This is a genomic window from Streptomyces sp. NPDC101132 (genome assembly GCF_044759225.1).
Taxonomy (GTDB): Bacteria; Actinomycetota; Actinomycetes; order Streptomycetales; family Streptomycetaceae; genus Streptomyces.
The window spans coordinates 171,755-190,247 of record NZ_JBIVYX010000003.1 but is presented as its reverse complement, the minus strand read 5'-3'; the positions used below and the strand labels follow the sequence as shown (position 1 = coordinate 190,247).

Below are 18,493 nucleotides of genomic sequence, written 5' to 3'. Positions count from 1 at the left end.
CACTCCCACGCGTACGGGGAAGGGCCCCGGGAACCTGGTTCCCGGGGCCCTTCCCCGTACGCGGTCCGCCCGCTCCGGTCGCGCGGCGTTTCCCGGTCGCGCGGCGTTTCCCGGGTGCGCGCCGTTCCCGGATGCGCACCCGGAGGCGGCGTTCCCGGATGCGCAGTTCTCAGATGCGCACCTGGACGGCGCGCGAGAGGCGGTCGTGCAGGCCGCGGCCGTCGCGGTCCCAGACCAGCGCCGGGATGACGAGCACGAGCAGGACGCTGCGCAGCGCCACCCGGCCGATGCCCAGCCGGCCGCCGTTCTCGGCCACCACGCGGAGGCCGACCAGCCGCTTGCCGGGGGTGAAGCCCACGGTGCCGACGGTGAGCACGCTCAGCACGAGCAGGACGAGCACGGGCCAGTTGCCCATCGCCTGCCAGTCACGGCCGGCGAGCAGCCCGTATGCGATCAGCAGGCACAGGGCCCAGTCGATGGACAGGGCGGCGAACCGCCGTCCCATCCGCGCCACCGAGCCGGGCCCCTCCTGCGGGAGGCCCAGGCGCTCGCCGCGGTACCCGAAGTCGACGCCCATGTCCTCGGCCGCCGCGCGGGGTCCCGAGAGCCACGATCCGATTGCTTGCCTGTTGTCCACCCCACCACGGTACCCGGCCCCGGACACACGCCCGGGGCGGCCTCCGGGAGGGTGCCCCGGGAGGATGCGGGGGATGCCGGGGGGATGCCGCGGGCGTTGCGTCGGGCCCGACGGCCGTGACCCCGGTTAACTTGTGCGAAACAAATGGGTCATGCTTGAGAAATCCCGTCTGCTTATGGTCGGGTCAGCGTGCGCCACCGCACTGACGCACCACGAGCTATGCGACCCGCCCCTCCCCCGGGGTCGGGGGTAGGAGGAGTTGGATGTTCCAGAACGCCGACGACGCGAAGAAGTACATCGCGGACAACGACATCAAGTTCGTTGATGTCCGGTTCTGCGACCTGCCCGGTGTGATGCAGCACTTCAGCATCCCGGCGGCGGCGTTCGACCCGAACGAGGAGCTCGCCTTCGACGGCTCCTCGATCCGCGGCTTCCAGGCGATCCACGAGTCGGACATGGCGCTCCGCGCCGACCTGTCGACCGCGCGTCTGGACCCGTTCCGCAAGGACAAGACGCTCAACATCAACTTCTTCATCCACGACCCGATCACGGGCGAGGCCTACAGCCGCGACCCGCGCAACATCGCGAAGAAGGCCGAGGCGTACCTCGCCTCCACCGGCATCGCCGACACCGCGTACTTCGGCCCCGAGGCCGAGTTCTACGTGTTCGACTCGGTGCGCTTCGCCACCTCCGCGAACGAGGGCTTCTACCACATCGACTCCGAGGCCGGCGCCTGGAACACCGGTGCCGAGGAGAACAACCGCGGCTACAAGGTCCGCTACAAGGGCGGTTACTTCCCGGTCGCCCCGGTCGACCACTTCGCCGACCTGCGCGCCGAGATCTCCCTGGAGCTCGACGCCCAGGGCCTCCAGGTCGAGCGCCAGCACCACGAGGTGGGCACCGCCGGCCAGGCCGAGATCAACTACAAGTTCAACACGCTGCTGGCCGCGGCCGACGACCTGATGCTCTTCAAGTACATCGTGAAGAACGTCGCCTGGCGCAACGGCAAGACCGCGACCTTCATGCCGAAGCCGATCTTCGGTGACAACGGCTCGGGCATGCACGTCCACCAGTCGCTGTGGCAGGGCGGCGAGCCGCTCTTCTACGACGAGACGGGCTACGCGGGTCTCTCGGACACCGCCCGCTACTACATCGGCGGCATCCTGAAGCACGCCCCGTCGCTGCTGGCGTTCACCAACCCGACGGTGAACTCCTACCACCGCCTGGTGCCCGGCTTCGAGGCCCCGGTGAACATGGTGTACTCGCAGCGCAACCGCTCCGCCGCCATGCGCATCCCGATCACGGGCTCGAACCCGAAGGCCAAGCGCGTCGAGTTCCGCGCGCCGGACCCGTCGTCGAACCCGTACCTCGCCTTCTCGGCGCTGCTCCTCGCGGGCCTCGACGGTGTGAAGAACAAGATCGAGCCGATGGAGCCGATCGACAAGGACCTCTACGAGCTGGCCCCCGAGGAGCACGCGGCGGTGCCGCAGGTCCCGACCAGCCTGGAGGCCGTGCTGAAGGCCCTGGAGGAGGACCACGAGTACCTCCTGGCCGGTGGCGTCTTCACCCCCGACCTGATCGAGACCTGGATCGACTACAAGCGCACCAACGAGATCGCGCCGATCCAGCTGCGCCCGCACCCGCACGAGTTCGAGCTCTACTTCGACCTGTAAGAACTCGCCGGTACACCCGGTCTGAGCTCGGTGAACGGCCCCCGGCCCCGCTCTTCGGAGCGCGGCCGGGGGCCGTCGCGCTTTGACAGGCCCCCGGCGGCGGGGTGACGGTGGAGGAGGGCCCCGAAACCGAATACCCGATCGATGTGCGGAGGTGCATGAAGATGCGCCGCAGGATCGTCACAGCAGTCGTCACCGGTGCCGCAGGCCTGACCCTTGGTCTGATGCCGATGGCCGGCGCGTCGGCCACGGGCGGCGGGACGTGGCGGTGCGACGACCGTCCCCTGACCGAGCGCCAGTGGCAGGAGTGCTGCAAGAGGGTCTGGAACAACACGGACGACTGGTGGTGGCAGCAGTGCTGCAACCGTGACTGGGACCACCGGCCCAGCTGGTGCTGGGACGACGTGGACGCGGTCCGCCACGACCACCGCTGGAACGACGACCACCGGAACGACGTCAACGACCACCGCGACCACCGCAACGACAACGGCAACTGGAACGACCACCGCAACGGCAACGACGGCCGCCACGACGACCGCAACCGTCCCGGCGACGACGACGGCCGGGGGGACCAGGACAGCCTGGTGCCCGGCACCACGGACACCGTCCCCGCCGACCAGTGACCACCGGTGACACCGGTACCGGCTCCGTCCCCCTCGCCCGAGCGCACACCTCCGCGCCCGGGCGAGGGGATGCCGGTCAGCCGGTGAGGCCGGAGCCGAAGTAGGCACCGCCGGCCGGACCGCCGAGGTCCGCGAGGCCGAACGAGGTCGCCCCCGCGCCCGTGACACCCGACGCGGTGCCGGGGAGCTTCCAGACCCGGCCCTTGAACGAGTCCTCGCCGTCGCCGCCGACGTACACCTCGCCGTAGCCGTCCTTGTTGCCGTCGGTCACGCTCACGGCGGTGCCGAAGTGGTCCAGCCGCTCGTTGCTGCTGGGGACGCCCGCGGTGTACTGGGTGATGGTCCTGGCGCCGGTGCCGGTCAGGCCGTTGGCGCTGCCGCGGAGCACGGTGACGGAGCCGGGACGCAGGATCTCCTTGCCCGCGGCGTCGGTGGCGTCCTTCCACGGGGCGCCGACCACCAGGTCGGCGTACCCGTCCTTGTCGATGTCTCCGGCCGCCAGCGCCTCGCCCCACCGGTCCACGTGGTCCCGGGAGCCGGGAACGCCGGGAGTGTCCTCGTGGATGACGCGGGGCTTCAGCGTGGTGCTCAGGCCCGCGGGGCCGCCGTACGCGATGTAGACCTGGCCGTACGGGTTCGTGTACGACCAGGTGGGAGCGCCCGCGACGTCCTCGTACCCGTCGCCGTTGAAGTCTCCGGCCGCGGTGGGGACCACGAACCCCGGCTTGGAGGGCAGCTCTTGCGCGCCCGGGGTGAGGGCGAAGCCGGTGCGGGTGTTCCGGTACACGCGGAAGGCGCTCTTCCCCGTGGGCAGGTGGCCGACGGTCAGGATGTCCGGAAGGCCGTCGCCGGTCATGTCCGCCACCGCGTTGAGGTTGGCCAGCCCTTCCGTGACCGAGGTCTCGCGGTACCGGACCCCGGCGGGCCTGCCGTCCCGGGTGAAGGGCCCCCTGAGCGTTCCGAAGCCCCACGTCCGCTTGGCGGGGTCGAGGCCGCGGTAGGCGCTGCCGAGGATGTCGTCCCTGCCGTCGCCGTCGACGTCGGCGATGCGGATGCTGCGGAGCACGGGGACGGTGTCCGAGGGCGTGCCGAGGTCCAGCACCGTGCCGCCGGCCAGGCCGGTGGCGGCACCCCAGAGGACGACGGCCCGGTCGGAGTTCGCAAGGCTCTGTGACCTGATGACCAGGTCGTCGTACCCGTCGTGGTCGAGGTCGCCGTGGGCCTGGATCTGCCCCCACTTGTCGTTGGCGACCGGGTCGCCCGGGACGCCCTCGCTCGCGGCCGAGACGACCGACGCCTTCTCCTTGCCGATGCCGGCCGCGGACCCGTAGGTCACGGCGACCGCGCCGGCGCGGGCGACGCCGCCCGCGGTGGCGGTGTACGCGGCGACGGCGAGGTCGGTGTAGCCGTCGCCGTCGAAGTCCGGTCCCTTCGGCGCGCCGGCCGCCGCCGTGGCCGCGGGAGCCGTCGCGGGCGTGGCGCTCGCCGGGACCATGCCGACGGCGGCGAGGACGGTGGCCGTGCAGAGGGCTGTCGCACTGACGGTGCGAAGGCGCATGTGGAATCCCCCAGGGTTCACGTACAGGTGTGCGTTGCGCCGGGTCAGACTCCTCGGACGGGCAAAGGGATGCCCCCGGGGAAGAAGTTCTCTCCCGGGGGCGGTGGCGCACGTGCGGTCAGGAGTGCTGCGGCGGCAGCAGGGAGCGGACCAGGCGGCAGGTGGTGTTGGAGGGGCGGTGGATGCCCGTGCGCGCGGCCATGGTGCGGATCTTGCGGTTGGTGGCGCGCTTGGCGTCGTACGTGCCTGAGTCGAGCAGGGATATGGCCAGCCGCATGGCCTTCAGGCGGCGGTTGTGGTTCTCGTACCACTCACGCGGCAGACCCGCGGGCAGGGGCTTCTTCTTGACGGGAACGAATGTGGTGGTCGCCATCGGCATCCTCCCCCAGGACGGGTGTCGGACCATCTCTTTCTGCTTCGATTTTACTGCGGGGCACTGACAATCGGCCCTGGTCGGGGGCCACTTCAGCGCCTGCGGGGGTACCGTTTCCGGCATGGAGATCTGGATCAACCCGGCCTGTTCCAAGTGCCGCAGCGCCCTCACCCGGCTGGACGCCGAGGGCGCCGAGTACACCGTGCGCCGCTACCTGGAGGACGTGCCGACGGAGGACGAGATCCGGGCCGTGCTGGACCGGCTCGGGCTGGAGCCGTGGGACATCACGCGCACCGGCGAGGCCGTCGCGAAGGAGCTGGGCCTGAAGGACTGGGCCCGCGACGGGGCCGGCCGCGCACGGTGGATCGCCGCGCTCGCCGCCCACCCGAAGCTGATCCAGCGTCCGATCATCACCGCCGACGACGGTACGGCGCTGGTCGCGCGCACCCCCGAGGCGGTGGACGAGGCGCTGGCCCGGCGCGTGTCTTGACGCCGGCCTCATCCCGGTTTGCGTACGTTTGCCGCGGTCGGGGGGTGGCAGCGGAAGGAACGACGTGGACGAGTACCAGACCCCCGACGGCGGCCCCCACGGTCACCGCGGCGACGGGGGCCACGCAGGCCACGGGGGCCACGGCAGTCACCGCGGCACCGCCTGGGCCTTCGGGGGCGTGTACGGGACGATCCTGGCCAGTGCCCTGCTGGCGGCGCTCCAGAACGAGTCCGCGGGCGCCCCGTACACCCCCTTCTACGACGCGGCCTGGGTGCTGGTGACCGTGGCCGCGGCCGGCCTGGTGCACGGGTACGCCCACCACATGTCCTCGCACGCGGCCGAGCACCCGGGAGCGCCCGGCGGCCGCCGCTGGCGGCAGCTCGGCCAGGCCCTGCTCGACGAGTGGCCGATGGTCGTGGCCGCGCTGCCGACCGTGCTGCTGCTCTGCCTGGCCGGGTTCTTCGACTGGGACCCCGCGCCCACCACCGCGACCGGGCTCGGACTGAACACCGGGCTGCTGTTCGCCTGGGGCGCCCTCGCCGCGCTGCGCACCGGCTACCGGCTGGCGTCCGCACTGGTCATCGGGGTCGCGGACGCCGCGATCGGGCTGGCCATCGTGGTGGCCAACGCCCTCATCAAGTAGCCGCCAGCCGGCCCTCCGCCTCCGCCAGCAGTTCCGTCAGCCGCAGCCCGAAGCCGGTGTCGCACGGGTGGGGCACGCCGGTGCGGGCGGATTCCAGGAGGGCGTCGAGGGCCCGCCCGTACGCGCCGGGTACGTCGTTCCAGTCCGGCAGCGTGGCGATGCCCCGGGTGCCGCGCAGCTCGACGCCCACGCCGGACGCCTCCCTGGGGGCGCTGAGGGTGAGCGCGGCGGTGCTGGAGGCGCCCGAGGCGTGCCGGAGCGCCAGGTGCACCAGGTCGGCGGGGCCCCGGGTGGCGGACAGGGAGGTGACGTCGCCGAGCACCGGGATGAGGACCGAGAGGGCGTGCGGGCCGACGTCCCAAAGGCCGCCCTTCTCCTGGCGCCAGGGCGAGGCGGCGTACGGGCTCCGGGTGCCGTCGGGCGGGAACACGGCGCCGAACCAGTGGGCGCGGGCGGTGAACCAGCCGTCGAGCGCGGCCTGCTCGGCCACCCAGCCCGCGGTGGGCTCGGCGAACCGCAGGGTCAGGAAGACGACGCCGGCGACGCCGTGGCGGACGGTGGCCTCGTGGAGTTCGCGGGCGGCGGCGACGCCGGTGGCGACGGGCTTGTCGAGGAGCAGGTGGCAGCCCGCGGCGGCGGCCCGGACGGCCAGCGGGGCCTGCACGTCCGGCGGCAGCGCGAAGGCGACGGCGTCACAATCCGCGAACAGCGCGTCCGGCGAGTCGTACACCTTCACGTCGTGGGTACGGGCCAGCTCGGCCGCGGCTTCGGGGCGCCGGCCCCACACGCCCGCGAACTCGGATCCGGGGTGCGCGGCGAGGGCGGGGGCGTGGGTACGGGCCGCCCAGGGGCCCGTACCCAGCAGTCCGACGCGGGGCGGTCTGCCGCCCGAGTTCAAATCGTACGAAATGGTCACGCGCACAGTCTGCCGCAAACCTGGCGGGACGCCGCCCCGCGGCCTGAAACCCCGGTAACACGGGGTTCACACATGGGCAACGGCCGGGAAATCGCGTCTTGGCACGCTGCGGTCATCACCGCAGCGTGCGCAGCGCCGCGCAGCGCGAACCGCAGCACCGCCAGCCGAAGGATGAGGGCCCGTGACGTACAAGGCCGAGTACATCTGGATCGACGGCACCGAGCCGACGGCCAAGCTCCGCTCCAAGACGAAGATCCTCCCCGGCGAGCCCGGCGCCGAGCTGCCGATCTGGGGCTTCGACGGCTCCAGCACCAACCAGGCGGAGGGCCACGCGTCCGACCGCGTGCTCCAGCCGGTGTTCACCTGCCCGGACCCGATCCGCGGCGGCAACAACGTGCTGGTGCTCTGTGAGGTCCTGAACATCGACATGACCCCGCACGAGTCCAACACGCGTGCGCTGCTGCGTCCGGTCGCGGAGAAGTTCGCCGCGCAGGAGTCGGTCTTCGGCATCGAGCAGGAGTACACCTTCTTCGACGGCCACCGTCCGCTCGGCTTCCCGGTCGGCGGCTTCCCGGCCGCGCAGGGCGGCTACTACTGCGGCGTCGGCTCGGACGAGATCTTCGGCCGCGAGATCGTCGAGAAGCACCTGGACCACTGCCTCACGGCGGGGCTGGCCATCTCCGGCATCAACGCCGAGGTCATGCCCGGCCAGTGGGAGTTCCAGGTCGGCCCGGTCGGTCCGCTGGAGGTCTCCGACCAGCTGTGGGTGGCGCGCTGGCTGCTGTACCGCACGGCCGAGGAGTTCAACGTCTCCGCGACGCTGAACCCGAAGCCGGTGAAGGGCGACTGGAACGGCGCGGGCGCGCACACCAACTTCTCCACGAAGGCGATGCGCGAGGACTACCGGGCGATCATCGCGGCGTGCGAGGCGCTGGGCGAGGGCTCGAAGCCGCTCGACCACGTCAAGAACTACGGCGCGGGCATCGACGAGCGCCTGACCGGTCTGCACGAGACCGCCCCGTGGAACGAGTTCAGCTACGGCGTCTCCGACCGCGGTGCCTCGGTCCGCATCCCGTGGCAGGTCGAGAAGGACGGCAAGGGCTACATCGAGGACCGCCGTCCGAACGCGAACGTGGACCCGTACGTGGTGACCCGGCTGATCGTGGACACCTGCTGCTCGGGCCTGGAGAAGGCGGGCCTGGTCTGAGACAGCCGTCCCAGCAGGGCCTGAAGTGACGATGAGGAGCGCCCGCCGCGCCGACGGCGGGCGCTCCTCCGTGCGTTCCGGAGACCCGCGCGAGGCGGAATTTGAACTTCCGCATCTACCTGGTGAGACGGGACTACGACGGGAGCGTTGCATCTGCTTCAATGAGCCCATGGCCAGCAATTCGCACACCTCGACCGGTCGCAGCGACCTCGAGCCGTTCTGGCCCTCCCGTCAGCATCACGACTTCGACCGGGTGTGTTGCCGCGCGACGAACGCGCCGGCCCTCTAAAGCCTTCTCCAACAGGCCTTCGGTCTGCGCGGTATGACGCACGTCTCCTGCCGACGACTCTCCGCGTGAAAGAGCTGACCACTCATGACCAGCACCCGTTCCTTCCCGTCCGCTGCCACCTCCGCTGCGACCGCCACCGCCACCCTTCCCTTCCCTCCCAGCCGGCACCGGCTGCGCGCCGTCGACCGTGACGAGGTGGCGCGCGTGGTCGACCTGCTGCCGCCGGGAGCCACCTGGCTGCCCGCGCCGCAGCACACCGTGCCGGCGCTGCCGGGCCAGCCGCCGATGGTCGGCTACCTGGTCCTCGTACCCGCGGACCAGCAGCAGCCGGTCCCGTTCGGCGCCCAGCCGGTGTCCCCGCAGGCGCTCCACCCGTCCGCCGTCCACCCGTCGGGCCACCCGTCCGCCGTCCACCCCTCCGCCGCCCGCCTGGCGTCCGCCCACCAGCCGGCCTTCGCCGCCGTCCCGGCGCCGGCCGCGCCGGCCGCGCCCGCCGCCGCCCAGTCCACCGTCACCGGGGACGACCTGGTGCGGATCGACACGGCCCAGCGCACGGCCGAGGTCGACGGCGAGGAGCTCGACCTGACGTACCTGGAGTTCGAGCTGCTGGCCCACCTGGTCGCCAACCCGCACCGGGTGCACAGCCGCGACCAGCTGGTCACCACCGTGTGGGGCTACGGCCACGTCGGTGACGGCCGCACGGTCGACGTCCACATCGCCCGCCTCCGCCGCAAGCTGGGCACCGCGCACCGCGGGGCGATCCAGACGGTCCGGCGGGTGGGGTACAAGTACGCGCCGTGACAGGCGGAAGGGGCCCGCACTCCGAGGAGGGAGTGCGGGCCCCTTCGCATGCGGCCCCGTCCTACGGGACCCTTCGCCTGTCCGTGGTCACGCGCCGGCCCGCGCCGCCGCGACCCGGCCCAGCACCACGTCGAGCACCAGGAAGGCCACCAGGCTGATCCCGAGCAGCGGCACGAACCAGCCCACCACGGCGGTGACGGCCACGAGCGGCAGCAGCACCGGCAGCGGCACCTTGCGCCAGGTCCCGCGCGCGACCGGGCGGCCGAAGCCCAGCGCCCGGTCCTGCGTCGGGCGGCGCAGCCACCACATCCGGTAGCCCCAGAAGACCAGGAACATCAGGGAGACGCCGAGGGCGGCCAGCGCGAGCTGGTTGGCCAGGCCGAAGAGCATGCCCATGTGGACGTCGATGCCCCACCGGGTGAGCTTGGCCAGCAGGGGGTGGTCCGCGAACCGCAGCGTGTCCATGACCCGGCCGTCGGCCGGGTCGACGGCCACCGAGTCGAGGTGGGTCGGGAACTGCTTGTCGCGCTCCTTGACCACGTAGCCGTTGCCCTCGGCGGGCAGGGTGATCTGGAGGGTGCTGTCCACGCCCTGGGCGCGGGCCGCCTCGACCACCTTGTCGATGCCGACGTCAGGACCGCCGGGCTTCGGCGCGGTGCCGCCCATGTGGTGGCCGGCGTGCTCGCCGCCGGCCGCCGCACCGCCGTCGAGGGTGGCGCTCACGCTGGGCGTGGAGCCGCCGAGCTTCGTCTGCAGCTCGTCGATGTTGGCTCCCGCGTACGTCGACCAGGTCAGGCCGGTCGCCGAGAGGACCACCAGACCGGTGACGGCCCACAGGCCGACCGAGCCGTGCCAGGAGAGCGTGCGGCGGCGGCCGGTGGCCTTGCGGTTGGGCCGGGTCAGCGGCAGGGCCTTGCGCGCGGCGCGGCGGCGGCCGACCCAGAGCGCGAGGCCGCCGAGCGCGACGACCCACATCCAGGACGCGGCCAGCTCGCTGTAGATCCTGCCGGTCTCGCCGAGCTGGAGGTTCGCGTGGAAGGAGGAGAGCCAGGCGCGCAGCGGGAGCGCGTCGCCCGACGTCTCCAGCGCGCCGCGGACCTGCGCGGTGTACGGGTCGACGAAGACGGTGAGGGTGCGGTCCTCGGCGACTTCGGGGCTGTCCATCAGGACGCGGGTGGTCGCGTCGTCCTCGGGGGCGGGCCAGACGGCGGTCACCTCGCCGTCGGGGTGCGCAGCCTGGGCGGCGGCGACCTGCCGGCTCAGCGGCTGGGCCGTGTCACCGGCGGGGACGGTGAGCTCGTGGGAGTACATGAGCTTCTCGGCCGGGTACGAGAGGGCGTACAGCGTGCCGGTGAGCGCGGCGAGGAAGAGCACGGGCGCGATGAGCACGCCCGCGTAGAAGTGCACGCGGCGGACGAGGGGGCGCAGGGCGCGCCAGGTGGTGGGGTTCTCCCCGTCGTCCGGGGCGTCCGGGGCGTCGGGCGCGTCGGCGCGGGGCTGCACGGGATCGTCAATGGCCATGATGGTCCTAGGTGTTGGCGAAGACATGGGGAACCGGCCCCAGGTCACGCCATCACGCCGGGTACGCCGTCTTCGTCAGGCGCAGGCAGGACGGCCGGGGGCCGTGGTGCTCGGTGCTCGGAAGACGGGCGGCCCGCGCCGGACCAGGGCGTGGGCGTGCACCGCGCCGCGCAGCCGGCGCGGGCGGTGGGGGTGCGGGCGGGGGCGGTGCGCGGGCGGCTCGGGCGCGTGGGCGCGGACGAGGGCCAGGGCGCGCCGGACCGGGGCGGCGGCCAGCAGGGCCACGACCCGGAGGAGGCGGTACAGCGCGGCCTCGCCGCGGGCCAGCCACACGGCACAGAGCAGCCCGGCGAGCGCGTGCGCGGCGACCATGCCGATGCCGCTGTGCGCACCCATGCCGGCCATGGCGGCCCCGCCGGCGCCCATGTCCGTCGCCGCGCCCATGTCCATCCCCATGTCCATGTCCATGTGGTGGTGCAGATGGGCGGCGGGATGGGGGCGCTCGGTACGGACGAAGAGCAGGTGCAGGGCGCCCTGGACGGCCAGCAGCGAGGCACCGATCGCGAACCCGCCGCGTCGCCGCCGGGCACCGGCCCAGGCGAGCCCCGCGACACCCGCGGAAGCCCCCAGAAGCACCCCGAACGGGATCTCCCCGTCAGACATGGACGAATGCCCCACAGCAGCCAATGCCACGCACACCGCCGCGAACACCGCGGCCCGTACGGCGCGAACCGGCGAGGGCAACTTCGTCATGTCCGGGCCATGCTCGCACCCGTCCCGCACTCCGGACAGACCGGGTACCGGATGTCCGCTACAGGAACCCATGAAGGATCATGACCGGATGACTCCCTTACTCCTGGCCCCCGTGTACACCGGGGTCGTGCAGGCCGGGGCCCTCGTGCTCGCGCGGGTGGACGGCGGGGTGCGGCGGCGGGTGCTGCTGGGCTGTTCCACCAACGTCGACAACCTCGCCGCCGGGCGCTGGGACACCCTGGTCAGCAGTGCGTTCGTGGTCGAGGAGCCGATGCCCCTCCCCTACGCGCTGCTGCTGCTCGCCGTCCTGGGGTACGCCGAGTACGCGTACGGGGCCTGGTGGGCCGCCGGGGTGTTCGCGCTGGGGCACGCGGGTGCCACCGCGCTCGTGTACGGGGCGCTGCGCGCGCGGCGGGCCGGGCCCGAGGTGCGGGGTGCGGTCGACGTGGGGACGAGCTACGGGTTCTACGCGGTGCTGGGCGCGCTGACCTCCGTACTGCCGCGGGGTCCCGTACGGACCGGTGCGCGGGCCGGGCTGCTGGCCCTGGGGGTGCGGCCGCTGCTGCGGCGCGAGCGGACCTTCACGGACGCCGGGCACCTGGTGGCGCTGGCCCTGGGGCTCGGACTGGCGGTCGCCGGAGACCGCCGACCTCCCGTACGTTCATTGATGAAAGCCCGCATAACGGGATGAAAGCCTCGCCGTCCGTGGCGTGCGCCGTGCCCTACGAGTGACCTGGAGCCCCTCCGATGACCGCCATACCGTCCACCACCGTCGCCAACGTCCGCGACCTCGGCGGCACGCCGCTGCCCGGCGGGCGCAGCGTGCGCCCGGGCCTCGTCCTGCGTTCGGGGCAGCTCGACCGGCTGGACCCGGCGGCCGACGCGGCGTTCGCCGGTCTGGGCGTGCGCACGGTGCTGGACTTCCGTACGGCCGCCGAGCGCGCCGACCACCCCGACCGGGTGCCGGAGGGCGTCCGGCTGCTCGTGGGCGACGTGCTGGCCGACAAGGTGACCTCCGGCGAGATGCCGGCCGCGGCGCAGCTCAAGCACCTGTTGGCGGACCCGGCCGTGGCGGAGCGGGAGCTGGGCGGCGGGCGCGCGGAGCGGCTGTTCGAGCAGACGTACCGTTCCTTCGTCAGCTCCGGCTCGGGCCAGGCCGCGTACCGCACGCTGCTGACCGAGCTGGCGGACCCGGAGGCCGGCCCGCTGCTCTTCCACTGCACGGCGGGCAAGGACCGTACGGGCTGGGCGGCGACCGTCGTCCTGGCGCTGCTCGGCGCGGACGACGAGACCCTGATGGCCGAATACCTCTCCGTGAACCCGGCGGTGCGGCAGGCGTTCGCCCCGATGATCGAGGGCTTCACCGCGTCCGGCGGCAACCCCGAGATCGCGCTGGCCCTGATCGGCGTGGTGCCGTCGTACCTGGGGGCGGCGCTGGACGAGGTCGCGACGCGGTACGGGTCCATGGAGAAGTACGTACGGGAGGGCCTGGGCGTCTCCGACGAGGCGGTGGAGGCCATCCGGGCGCGGCTGATCGGCTGAGGCCCAGACCGTCCGGGCAGGCGGGGCAGGCCCGTGCCGGGGCGGTGACCATCCGACGATTCGCTCGTTCTGCTGAACGTGCCCACTCCGGATACCGCCACCCGCCCCGCGTCCCCCGCAGCCGCCGTCGAGGTCGACCTCGACCGGGCCGAGGCCGCCATCGTCGAGCACTACCCGCGGCTGGTGCGCATCGCCTACCTGGTGCTGCCGCCGGGCCTCGGCCGCAGCCGCCGGGTGCTCACGGCGCACGCCCTCGCGCAGCGGGCCCTGCCCCGGTCCCGTACCGGGGCGCTGCCCGCGCAGCGCAGGGGCGCGGCCGGCGGGGACCCGGGGTACGCGTACGTCCGGCTGCGGGTGCTGCGGGCCGCGCTGGAGGCCGGGCTGCCGCTGCGCCGGCGGGCCTGGCCCAAGCGGGCGCAGCTGCCGCCGGCCCTGCCCCAGGTGTGGGGGCTGCGGCTGTTCCCGCGGGCCGGGGGCGCGGAGGAGCTGGCGCTGGACCAGTGGCTGGGCACGCTGACCGGTGCCGGGCGCGCGGCCTACGTGCTGCGGGCCATGGAGGGCCTGCCGGAGGCCGAGGTGACCCGGGTGCTGGCCGCGGCCGGGGTGGCCGATCCGGCGGAGGCCCTCGCGCAGGCCGGTGACGCGGAGTCCGACCCGCTGCTGGACTCCCCCGAGTTCGACCCCTGCCTGCTCCAGGCCCGGCCCACCGACCTGCTGCGGCGCCGCCGGCACGCCCGTACCGCGCTGGCCGCGGCGGCCGCCGCCCTGGTGGCCGGGACGCTGCTCGCCCTGCCGGGCGGCGGCTGGGGTGCCGAGGGCGCGGCGGCCCCGCCGTACGCCCGGAACGCCGCCGCCGAGCAGGCCCTGGACCCGGCGCTGGTGACGTTCGCCGGGGCGGAGGCCTGGCGCACGGCCTCCCGCAGCGACTTCTCCGTCTGGCCCGCGCGGGGCGGGCGGACCGCCGACCGCGAGCTGCTGCGGCGAGCGCTGGCCGTGTGGGCCCGGCCGGGCGCCGCCGTACGGGTGTCCGCCACGCCGGGTACGCCGACCGGGCCGGCCATGGGCCCCCCGCAGCTGCTGTACGCGGGCGAGGTGGACCAGGCCGTGGTGGTGCTGCTGTACGACGGGCTGCGCATCGTGCGGTACGCCGAGCCGCGCGCCGGGACCGCGGGCGCGGCCCTGGACTTCGCGCGGGCCGACGGGGCCTCCGCGGAGACCGCGAACGCCCTGGTGCTGAGCCGGGTGGACGGCAACGTCCGCTACCTGACGGCCCCCTGGGTGCGTTCGGCGGCGGTGCGGGACCTGCTGAAGCCCGCCGCCGAACCGGCGCCGCTGCGGCTGACGGACGGGGTGACGGCGCCTTCCGCCGGTCCTGCGCTGGACCGTTCCTGCGCCTCGTGGAACGCGCTGGCCTTCACCTCGGCCGCGGCCGCCGCCGGGCCGGGCTCCGGCTCCGTCACCCGCCTGGTCACGGACCTGGGCGAGCTGATCCCGGCCCGGCTGACCTCGGGCCCGCCGGACGCGCCGACGGACGTGGCCGGCGCGACGGAACTGGGCCAGTGGGCCCGTACGGCCTGTCTGCTCCCCGCGGTACGGGCGCACGGCGTCCGGTCGGTCAACTCCTGGGCGTACGCGAAGCAGCAGCTGCCCGAGGGCAACGGCACCGGCGCCTGGCTGTGCACCCGGGCGGACACCTGGCGGGGCACGGCGGACCGGGTGCTGGCGCAGTTCCAGGCGCCGGGCAGCGGTGTCGGGGCGCTGGTGGCGCGCGGCGAGGGGGCGGCCGAGTGCGGCCCGAGGCTGCCGCGAGTGCTGGCCGGTGTGCTGTGGAAGTCGGGAGCCGGGAACTGGTACGTACTGGCCGCCGGCAGCCGGCAGTTCGCCTCGGTGACGGTGGGCGGTGCGGTGAACCGCACCGTCGTGGGCAACCGGCTCGCCGCGCCGGCCGAGGAGGGCGCGCAGGTGGAGCTGAGCGGGCGGCTGGCGGACGGGACGAAGGCCGGGGTGCTGCGGTAGGGCGGGCGGGGCTGCCCGGGAGGCGGCCTTCCGCAACAACTGGCTCGCAGGGGGTATTGCGGAAGCTCTACCCATCAGTACATTGACGCCATGTCTAATACGCAGCCTGCCCCGGTGGCGTCCGAGCACATGGAACTCAAGGCGCGCCAGGTGTCCTTCGACTGGGCCGACACCCCGCTCCACTGGCTCCCCGGCGACCCGTTCTCGACGCACACGATGAACGTGCTGCACCTGCTGCTCCCGGCGGGCGAGCGCTGGTTCGTGCACGTCTACAAGCAGGTGCTGCCGCACATCGAGGACGACCGGCTGCGCGAGGACGTGATCGGCTTCATCGGGCAGGAGGCGATGCACTCCCAGGCCCACGACGACGTGCTGCCCCACCTGCGGCGGCTGGGCCTGGACCCGACCCCGTACACCGCCCAGGTGGACTGGCTGTTCGAGAAGCTCCTCGGGGACCGCACGCTGCCGCCGGGCAGGGCGCGGCACTGGTGGCTGATGGAGCGGGTCGCGATGATCGCGGCCATCGAGCACTACACGGCCTTCCTCGGCAACTGGGTGCTCAACGCCGAGGAGCTGGACCGGCGGGGCGCGGACCCGGTGATGCTGGACCTGCTGCGCTGGCACGGCGCGGAGGAGGTGGAGCACCGGTCGGTGGCCTTCGAGCTGTTCATGCACGTGGACGGCGGGTACCGGCGGCGGGTGCGGACCTGGGCCACGGCCTTCGGCGCGCTGGTGTTCCTGTGGCAGCGCGGGGCGCGGTTCTTCATGGAGAACGACCCGACGCTGACGGACGCCAGGGCCTCGTTCGGCCAGTTCTACCGGGCGGGGCGGGCGGGCACGCTGCCCTCCACCCCCGCAATGCTGAAGTCCATACCCCGCTACCTGTCGAAGGCCTACCACCCCTCGCAGGAGGGCTCGACGGCCCAGGCGGCCGCGTACCTGGCCTCGTCGCCCGGCGCGAACGGCGGTGCATGAGGTGTCCCGTGCCCTGAAGCTGGCCCTCGCGGCCGGCACCGCGCTGGTGGTCAAGCGGGCGCTGCGCAGCCGCATCGAGCGGTCCCCGCTGTGGCCGCTGCCCGCGCTGGAGGACCCGGTCTCGGGCCATTCGCCGCGCCGGCCCCTGTACGGGCTGATCACCGGCCGGGACGTGATCGCCGAGGGCGTGGTCCGCATCCGGGTCGAATCGTCCGACCTCCCCTCCTGGGAGCCGGGCGCCCACGTCGACGTCCACCTGCCCTCGGGCCTGGTCCGGCAGTACAGCCTCTGCGGGGATCCTGCCGAACGGGGCGCGTACGAGTTCGCCACCCGGCTCGTCGAGGACGGCCGCGGCGGCTCGCGCGAGGTCCACGAGCAGCTCGTGGAGGGCGCCGAACTGGAGCTCCGCGTCCCGCGCAACCGCTTCCCCCTGGTCCCGGCCCTCCGGTACGTGTTCATCGCCGGCGGCATCGGCCTGACCCCGGTCCTCCCGATGCTCCGGGCGGCCACCGCGGCGGGCACGGACTGGCACCTGCACTACGGGGGCCGCAGCCGCGCCACGATGCCGTTCCTGGCGGACCTGGCCGGGTACGGGGACCGCGTGACGGTGACCCCGCAGGACGAAGCGGGCCTCCTGGACCTGGACTTCGTACGGGACCTCCCGCCGGGCACGGCGGTCTACTGCTGCGGCCCGGAACCCCTGATGGACGCGGTGACGGCCCTCGTCCCCCCGGCCGCCACGCTCCACCTGGAACGCTTCGCCCCGACCACGGCCACCGCGGAGGCGCGCCCCTTCACGGTGGAACTCCACCGCTCGGGCCGCACGATCGAGGTCCCCGCGGACTCGACGGCCCTGGCGGCCATCCGCAGGGAACTCCCGAACACCCCGTACTCCTGCGAACAGGGCTTCTGCGGCACCTGCCAACACCGCGTCCTCGCGGGCGAGGTCGACCACCGCGACGAACTCCTCACCGACGGGGAACGCGAGGACTCGATGCTCCTCTGCGTCTCCCGCGCCAAGGACGACCACCTGGTCCTGGACCTCTAGGCGGCCGGCGCCACCCCCTGCCCGCGGTCACCGGGGCCGGTGCCTGGGCCGGGTGGGGGGCGGGGTGGGTAGGGTGGTTCGTATGACAACCGGGGTACGGCGCAGGATGGGTGTCGAGGAGCGGCGGCAGCAGCTGATCGGTGTCGCGCTGGAGTTGTTCAGCCACCGGTCGCCCGACGACGTGTCGATCGACGAGATCGCCGCGGCGGCGGGGATCTCGCGCCCGCTCGTCTACCACTACTTCCCCGGGAAGCTGAGCCTGTACGAGGCCGCGCTGCGGCGGGCCGCCGACGAGTTGGCGGGGCGGTTCGAGGAGCCCAGGGAAGGGCCGCTCGGGGCGCGGCTGTTGCGTGTGATGGGCCGGTACTTCGAGTTCGTCGAGGACCACGGGCCGGGCTTCTCCGCGCTGATGCGCGGCGGGCCGGCGGCCGGGTCCAGCCGGACCAACGCGATGATCGACGAGGTGCGGCAGGCCGCGTACGACAACATCCTGGCCCACCTCGGGATCACCGACCCGCCGGCGCGGCTGGAGCTGGTGGTCAGGTCGTGGGTGTCGCTGGCCGAGTCCACCGCCCTGATCTGGCTGGACGGGCGGAAGATCCCCCGGGCCGAGCTGGAGCTGCAGCTGGTGCACGACTTCGCCGCGCTGGCCGCCGTGAGCGCCGCGTACGACGCGGAGATGGCCGGGGTGCTCGTACGGATCCTGGCGGGCGAGCCCGCGGACGGGCCGTTCGGGGACCTGGTGGGGCGGCTCGTGGCCCTGGTTCCGGCGGAGGTGGTCACGGAGGTGGTGACCGAGGTGGCCCCGGCTGCCGGGGCGGGTGCGGAGGCGGGGGCCGCGGTTGCCGCCGAGGCGCCCGGCGGAGTGCCCGCGCCGCGATAATTCCCGCGTGATCATTGACGATGGGATTGTGTTCCGGCGGGCCGACGAGAAGGACGCGCCGGTCCTCGTGCGGCTGTACGACGGCGCCGCGGCCTGGATGCGCGAGAACGGCATCGAGCAGTGGAAGGCCGGGGAGAAGGACGCCGAGCACTTCCGGCGGAAGATGCGCGAGGGCGAGGTGTGGCTGGCCCGGGACGCCGACGGCGCGGTCTGCGGCGCGTACGAGCTGTGGTGGTCCGACGAGGAGGCCTGGGGCGTGCAGCCGCCGGTCGCGGGCTACGTGCACCGGCTGATGGTCGACCGGGCGACGGCCCCCGCGGGGACCGGGCGGCGCCTGCTGGAGCACGCCGAGGCGCGGATCGCGCGGACCCGGCGCGAGCTGGCCCGGCTGGACTGCCAGTCGACCAACCCGCGGCTGCTGTCCTACTACCGGAGCGCCGGTTACCGGGTGGTCGGCGAGTTCCCCTCCAAGGTCGCCGAGGACGGGCGGGTGTACGGCGTGGTCCTGCTGGAGCGGCGGCTGGACGTGTAGGCGGCCGCTGGAC

19 protein-coding genes are annotated in these 18,493 nt (G+C 73.5%); 13 read left to right on the top strand and 6 right to left on the bottom strand.

Annotated elements, in window-relative coordinates; translation table 11 throughout:
- Positions 1-169: 169 nt before the first annotated feature.
- Positions 170-637, bottom strand: a complete 468-nt coding sequence (locus ACIQUR_RS08435; RefSeq protein ID WP_403660351.1) for an RDD family protein — start codon at positions 635-637, stop codon at positions 170-172.
- Between the two features lie 263 nt (positions 638-900).
- Between ACIQUR_RS08435 and glnA the strand changes: the two genes are divergently transcribed.
- Both glnA and ACIQUR_RS08425 read left to right on the top strand, forming a co-directional pair.
- Positions 901-2,310 carry a type I glutamate--ammonia ligase gene (gene glnA, locus ACIQUR_RS08430; RefSeq protein ID WP_399939529.1) on the top strand — a complete coding sequence of 470 codons (1,410 nt, stop codon included), beginning with the start codon at positions 901-903 and terminating at the stop codon, positions 2,308-2,310.
- Positions 2,311-2,474: 164 nt separating this feature from the next.
- Entirely contained in the window at positions 2,475-2,933 is a 459-nt protein-coding gene (locus ACIQUR_RS08425) for a hypothetical protein (RefSeq protein WP_403660348.1), read from the top strand.
- 76 nt (positions 2,934-3,009) lie between these two features.
- On the opposite strand, the gene ACIQUR_RS08420 is transcribed toward ACIQUR_RS08425, so the two are convergent.
- Both ACIQUR_RS08420 and ACIQUR_RS08415 read right to left on the bottom strand, forming a co-directional pair.
- On the bottom strand, positions 3,010-4,491 hold the full coding sequence (locus ACIQUR_RS08420; protein ID WP_403660345.1) for an FG-GAP-like repeat-containing protein: 1,482 nt from the start codon (positions 4,489-4,491) through the stop codon (positions 3,010-3,012).
- Between the two features lie 118 nt (positions 4,492-4,609).
- Positions 4,610-4,864, bottom strand: a complete 255-nt coding sequence (locus ACIQUR_RS08415) for a hypothetical protein (RefSeq protein ID WP_403660343.1) — start codon at positions 4,862-4,864, stop codon at positions 4,610-4,612.
- Between the two features lie 121 nt (positions 4,865-4,985).
- Between ACIQUR_RS08415 and ACIQUR_RS08410 the strand changes: the two genes are divergently transcribed.
- Both ACIQUR_RS08410 and ACIQUR_RS08405 read left to right on the top strand, forming a co-directional pair.
- Positions 4,986-5,354, top strand: coding sequence for an arsenate reductase family protein (locus tag ACIQUR_RS08410; protein ID WP_403660340.1), 369 nt, complete (start codon positions 4,986-4,988; stop codon positions 5,352-5,354).
- A 64-nt stretch (positions 5,355-5,418) separates the two neighbouring features.
- A complete protein-coding gene (locus ACIQUR_RS08405) occupies positions 5,419-5,997 on the top strand; it encodes a hypothetical protein (protein WP_403660337.1) in 579 nt (192 codons plus the stop codon).
- On the opposite strand, the gene ACIQUR_RS08400 is transcribed toward ACIQUR_RS08405, so the two are convergent.
- A complete protein-coding gene (locus tag ACIQUR_RS08400; protein WP_403660334.1) occupies positions 5,990-6,913 on the bottom strand; it encodes a Gfo/Idh/MocA family protein in 924 nt (307 codons plus the stop codon). The two genes, ACIQUR_RS08405 and ACIQUR_RS08400, sit on opposite strands and share 8 nt — an antisense overlap.
- A 181-nt stretch (positions 6,914-7,094) precedes the next feature.
- Here ACIQUR_RS08400 and glnII point away from each other — a divergent pair, with 181 nt between their 5' ends.
- Both glnII and ACIQUR_RS08390 read left to right on the top strand, forming a co-directional pair.
- Entirely contained in the window at positions 7,095-8,120 is a 1,026-nt protein-coding gene (glnII, locus tag ACIQUR_RS08395) for a glutamine synthetase (RefSeq protein ID WP_403660331.1), read from the top strand.
- Positions 8,121-8,493: 373 nt separating this feature from the next.
- Complete coding sequence (locus ACIQUR_RS08390; RefSeq protein ID WP_403660328.1) at positions 8,494-9,210, top strand: winged helix-turn-helix domain-containing protein; 717 nt, start codon at positions 8,494-8,496, stop codon at positions 9,208-9,210.
- Positions 9,211-9,297: 87 nt separating this feature from the next.
- Here ACIQUR_RS08390 and ACIQUR_RS08385 read toward each other — a convergent pair whose 3' ends face one another.
- Positions 9,298-10,731: a PepSY-associated TM helix domain-containing protein gene (locus ACIQUR_RS08385; RefSeq protein ID WP_403660325.1), complete on the bottom strand. Its 1,434-nt coding sequence runs from the start codon at positions 10,729-10,731 to the stop codon at positions 9,298-9,300.
- A 75-nt stretch (positions 10,732-10,806) separates the two neighbouring features.
- Positions 10,807-11,394, bottom strand: coding sequence for a hypothetical protein (locus tag ACIQUR_RS08380; RefSeq protein WP_403660322.1), 588 nt, complete (start codon positions 11,392-11,394; stop codon positions 10,807-10,809).
- Between the two features lie 178 nt (positions 11,395-11,572).
- Here ACIQUR_RS08380 and ACIQUR_RS08375 point away from each other — a divergent pair, with 178 nt between their 5' ends.
- From ACIQUR_RS08375 to ACIQUR_RS08345, 7 genes are all read left to right on the top strand, one after another.
- Positions 11,573-12,175, top strand: a complete 603-nt coding sequence (locus tag ACIQUR_RS08375; protein WP_403660319.1) for a rhomboid-like protein — start codon at positions 11,573-11,575, stop codon at positions 12,173-12,175.
- A gap of 56 nt (positions 12,176-12,231) precedes the next feature.
- Entirely contained in the window at positions 12,232-13,026 is a 795-nt protein-coding gene (locus ACIQUR_RS08370; RefSeq protein ID WP_403660315.1) for a tyrosine-protein phosphatase, read from the top strand.
- A gap of 78 nt (positions 13,027-13,104) precedes the next feature.
- A complete protein-coding gene (locus tag ACIQUR_RS08365; protein ID WP_403660312.1) occupies positions 13,105-15,042 on the top strand; it encodes a hypothetical protein in 1,938 nt (645 codons plus the stop codon).
- Between the two features lie 90 nt (positions 15,043-15,132).
- The gene (locus ACIQUR_RS08360) at positions 15,133-16,017 is read left to right on the top strand and encodes a metal-dependent hydrolase (protein ID WP_403660309.1); all 885 of its coding nucleotides are present in this window, start codon (positions 15,133-15,135) and stop codon (positions 16,015-16,017) included.
- A 1-nt stretch (position 16,018) separates the two neighbouring features.
- Positions 16,019-17,065, top strand: a complete 1,047-nt coding sequence (locus tag ACIQUR_RS08355) for a PDR/VanB family oxidoreductase (protein ID WP_403660306.1) — start codon at positions 16,019-16,021, stop codon at positions 17,063-17,065.
- 82 nt (positions 17,066-17,147) lie between these two features.
- Positions 17,148-17,948, top strand: coding sequence for a TetR/AcrR family transcriptional regulator (locus ACIQUR_RS08350; protein WP_403660303.1), 801 nt, complete (start codon positions 17,148-17,150; stop codon positions 17,946-17,948).
- A gap of 7 nt (positions 17,949-17,955) precedes the next feature.
- Positions 17,956-18,480, top strand: coding sequence for a GNAT family N-acetyltransferase (locus tag ACIQUR_RS08345; RefSeq protein WP_403660301.1), 525 nt, complete (start codon positions 17,956-17,958; stop codon positions 18,478-18,480).
- Positions 18,481-18,493 lie beyond the last annotated feature (13 nt).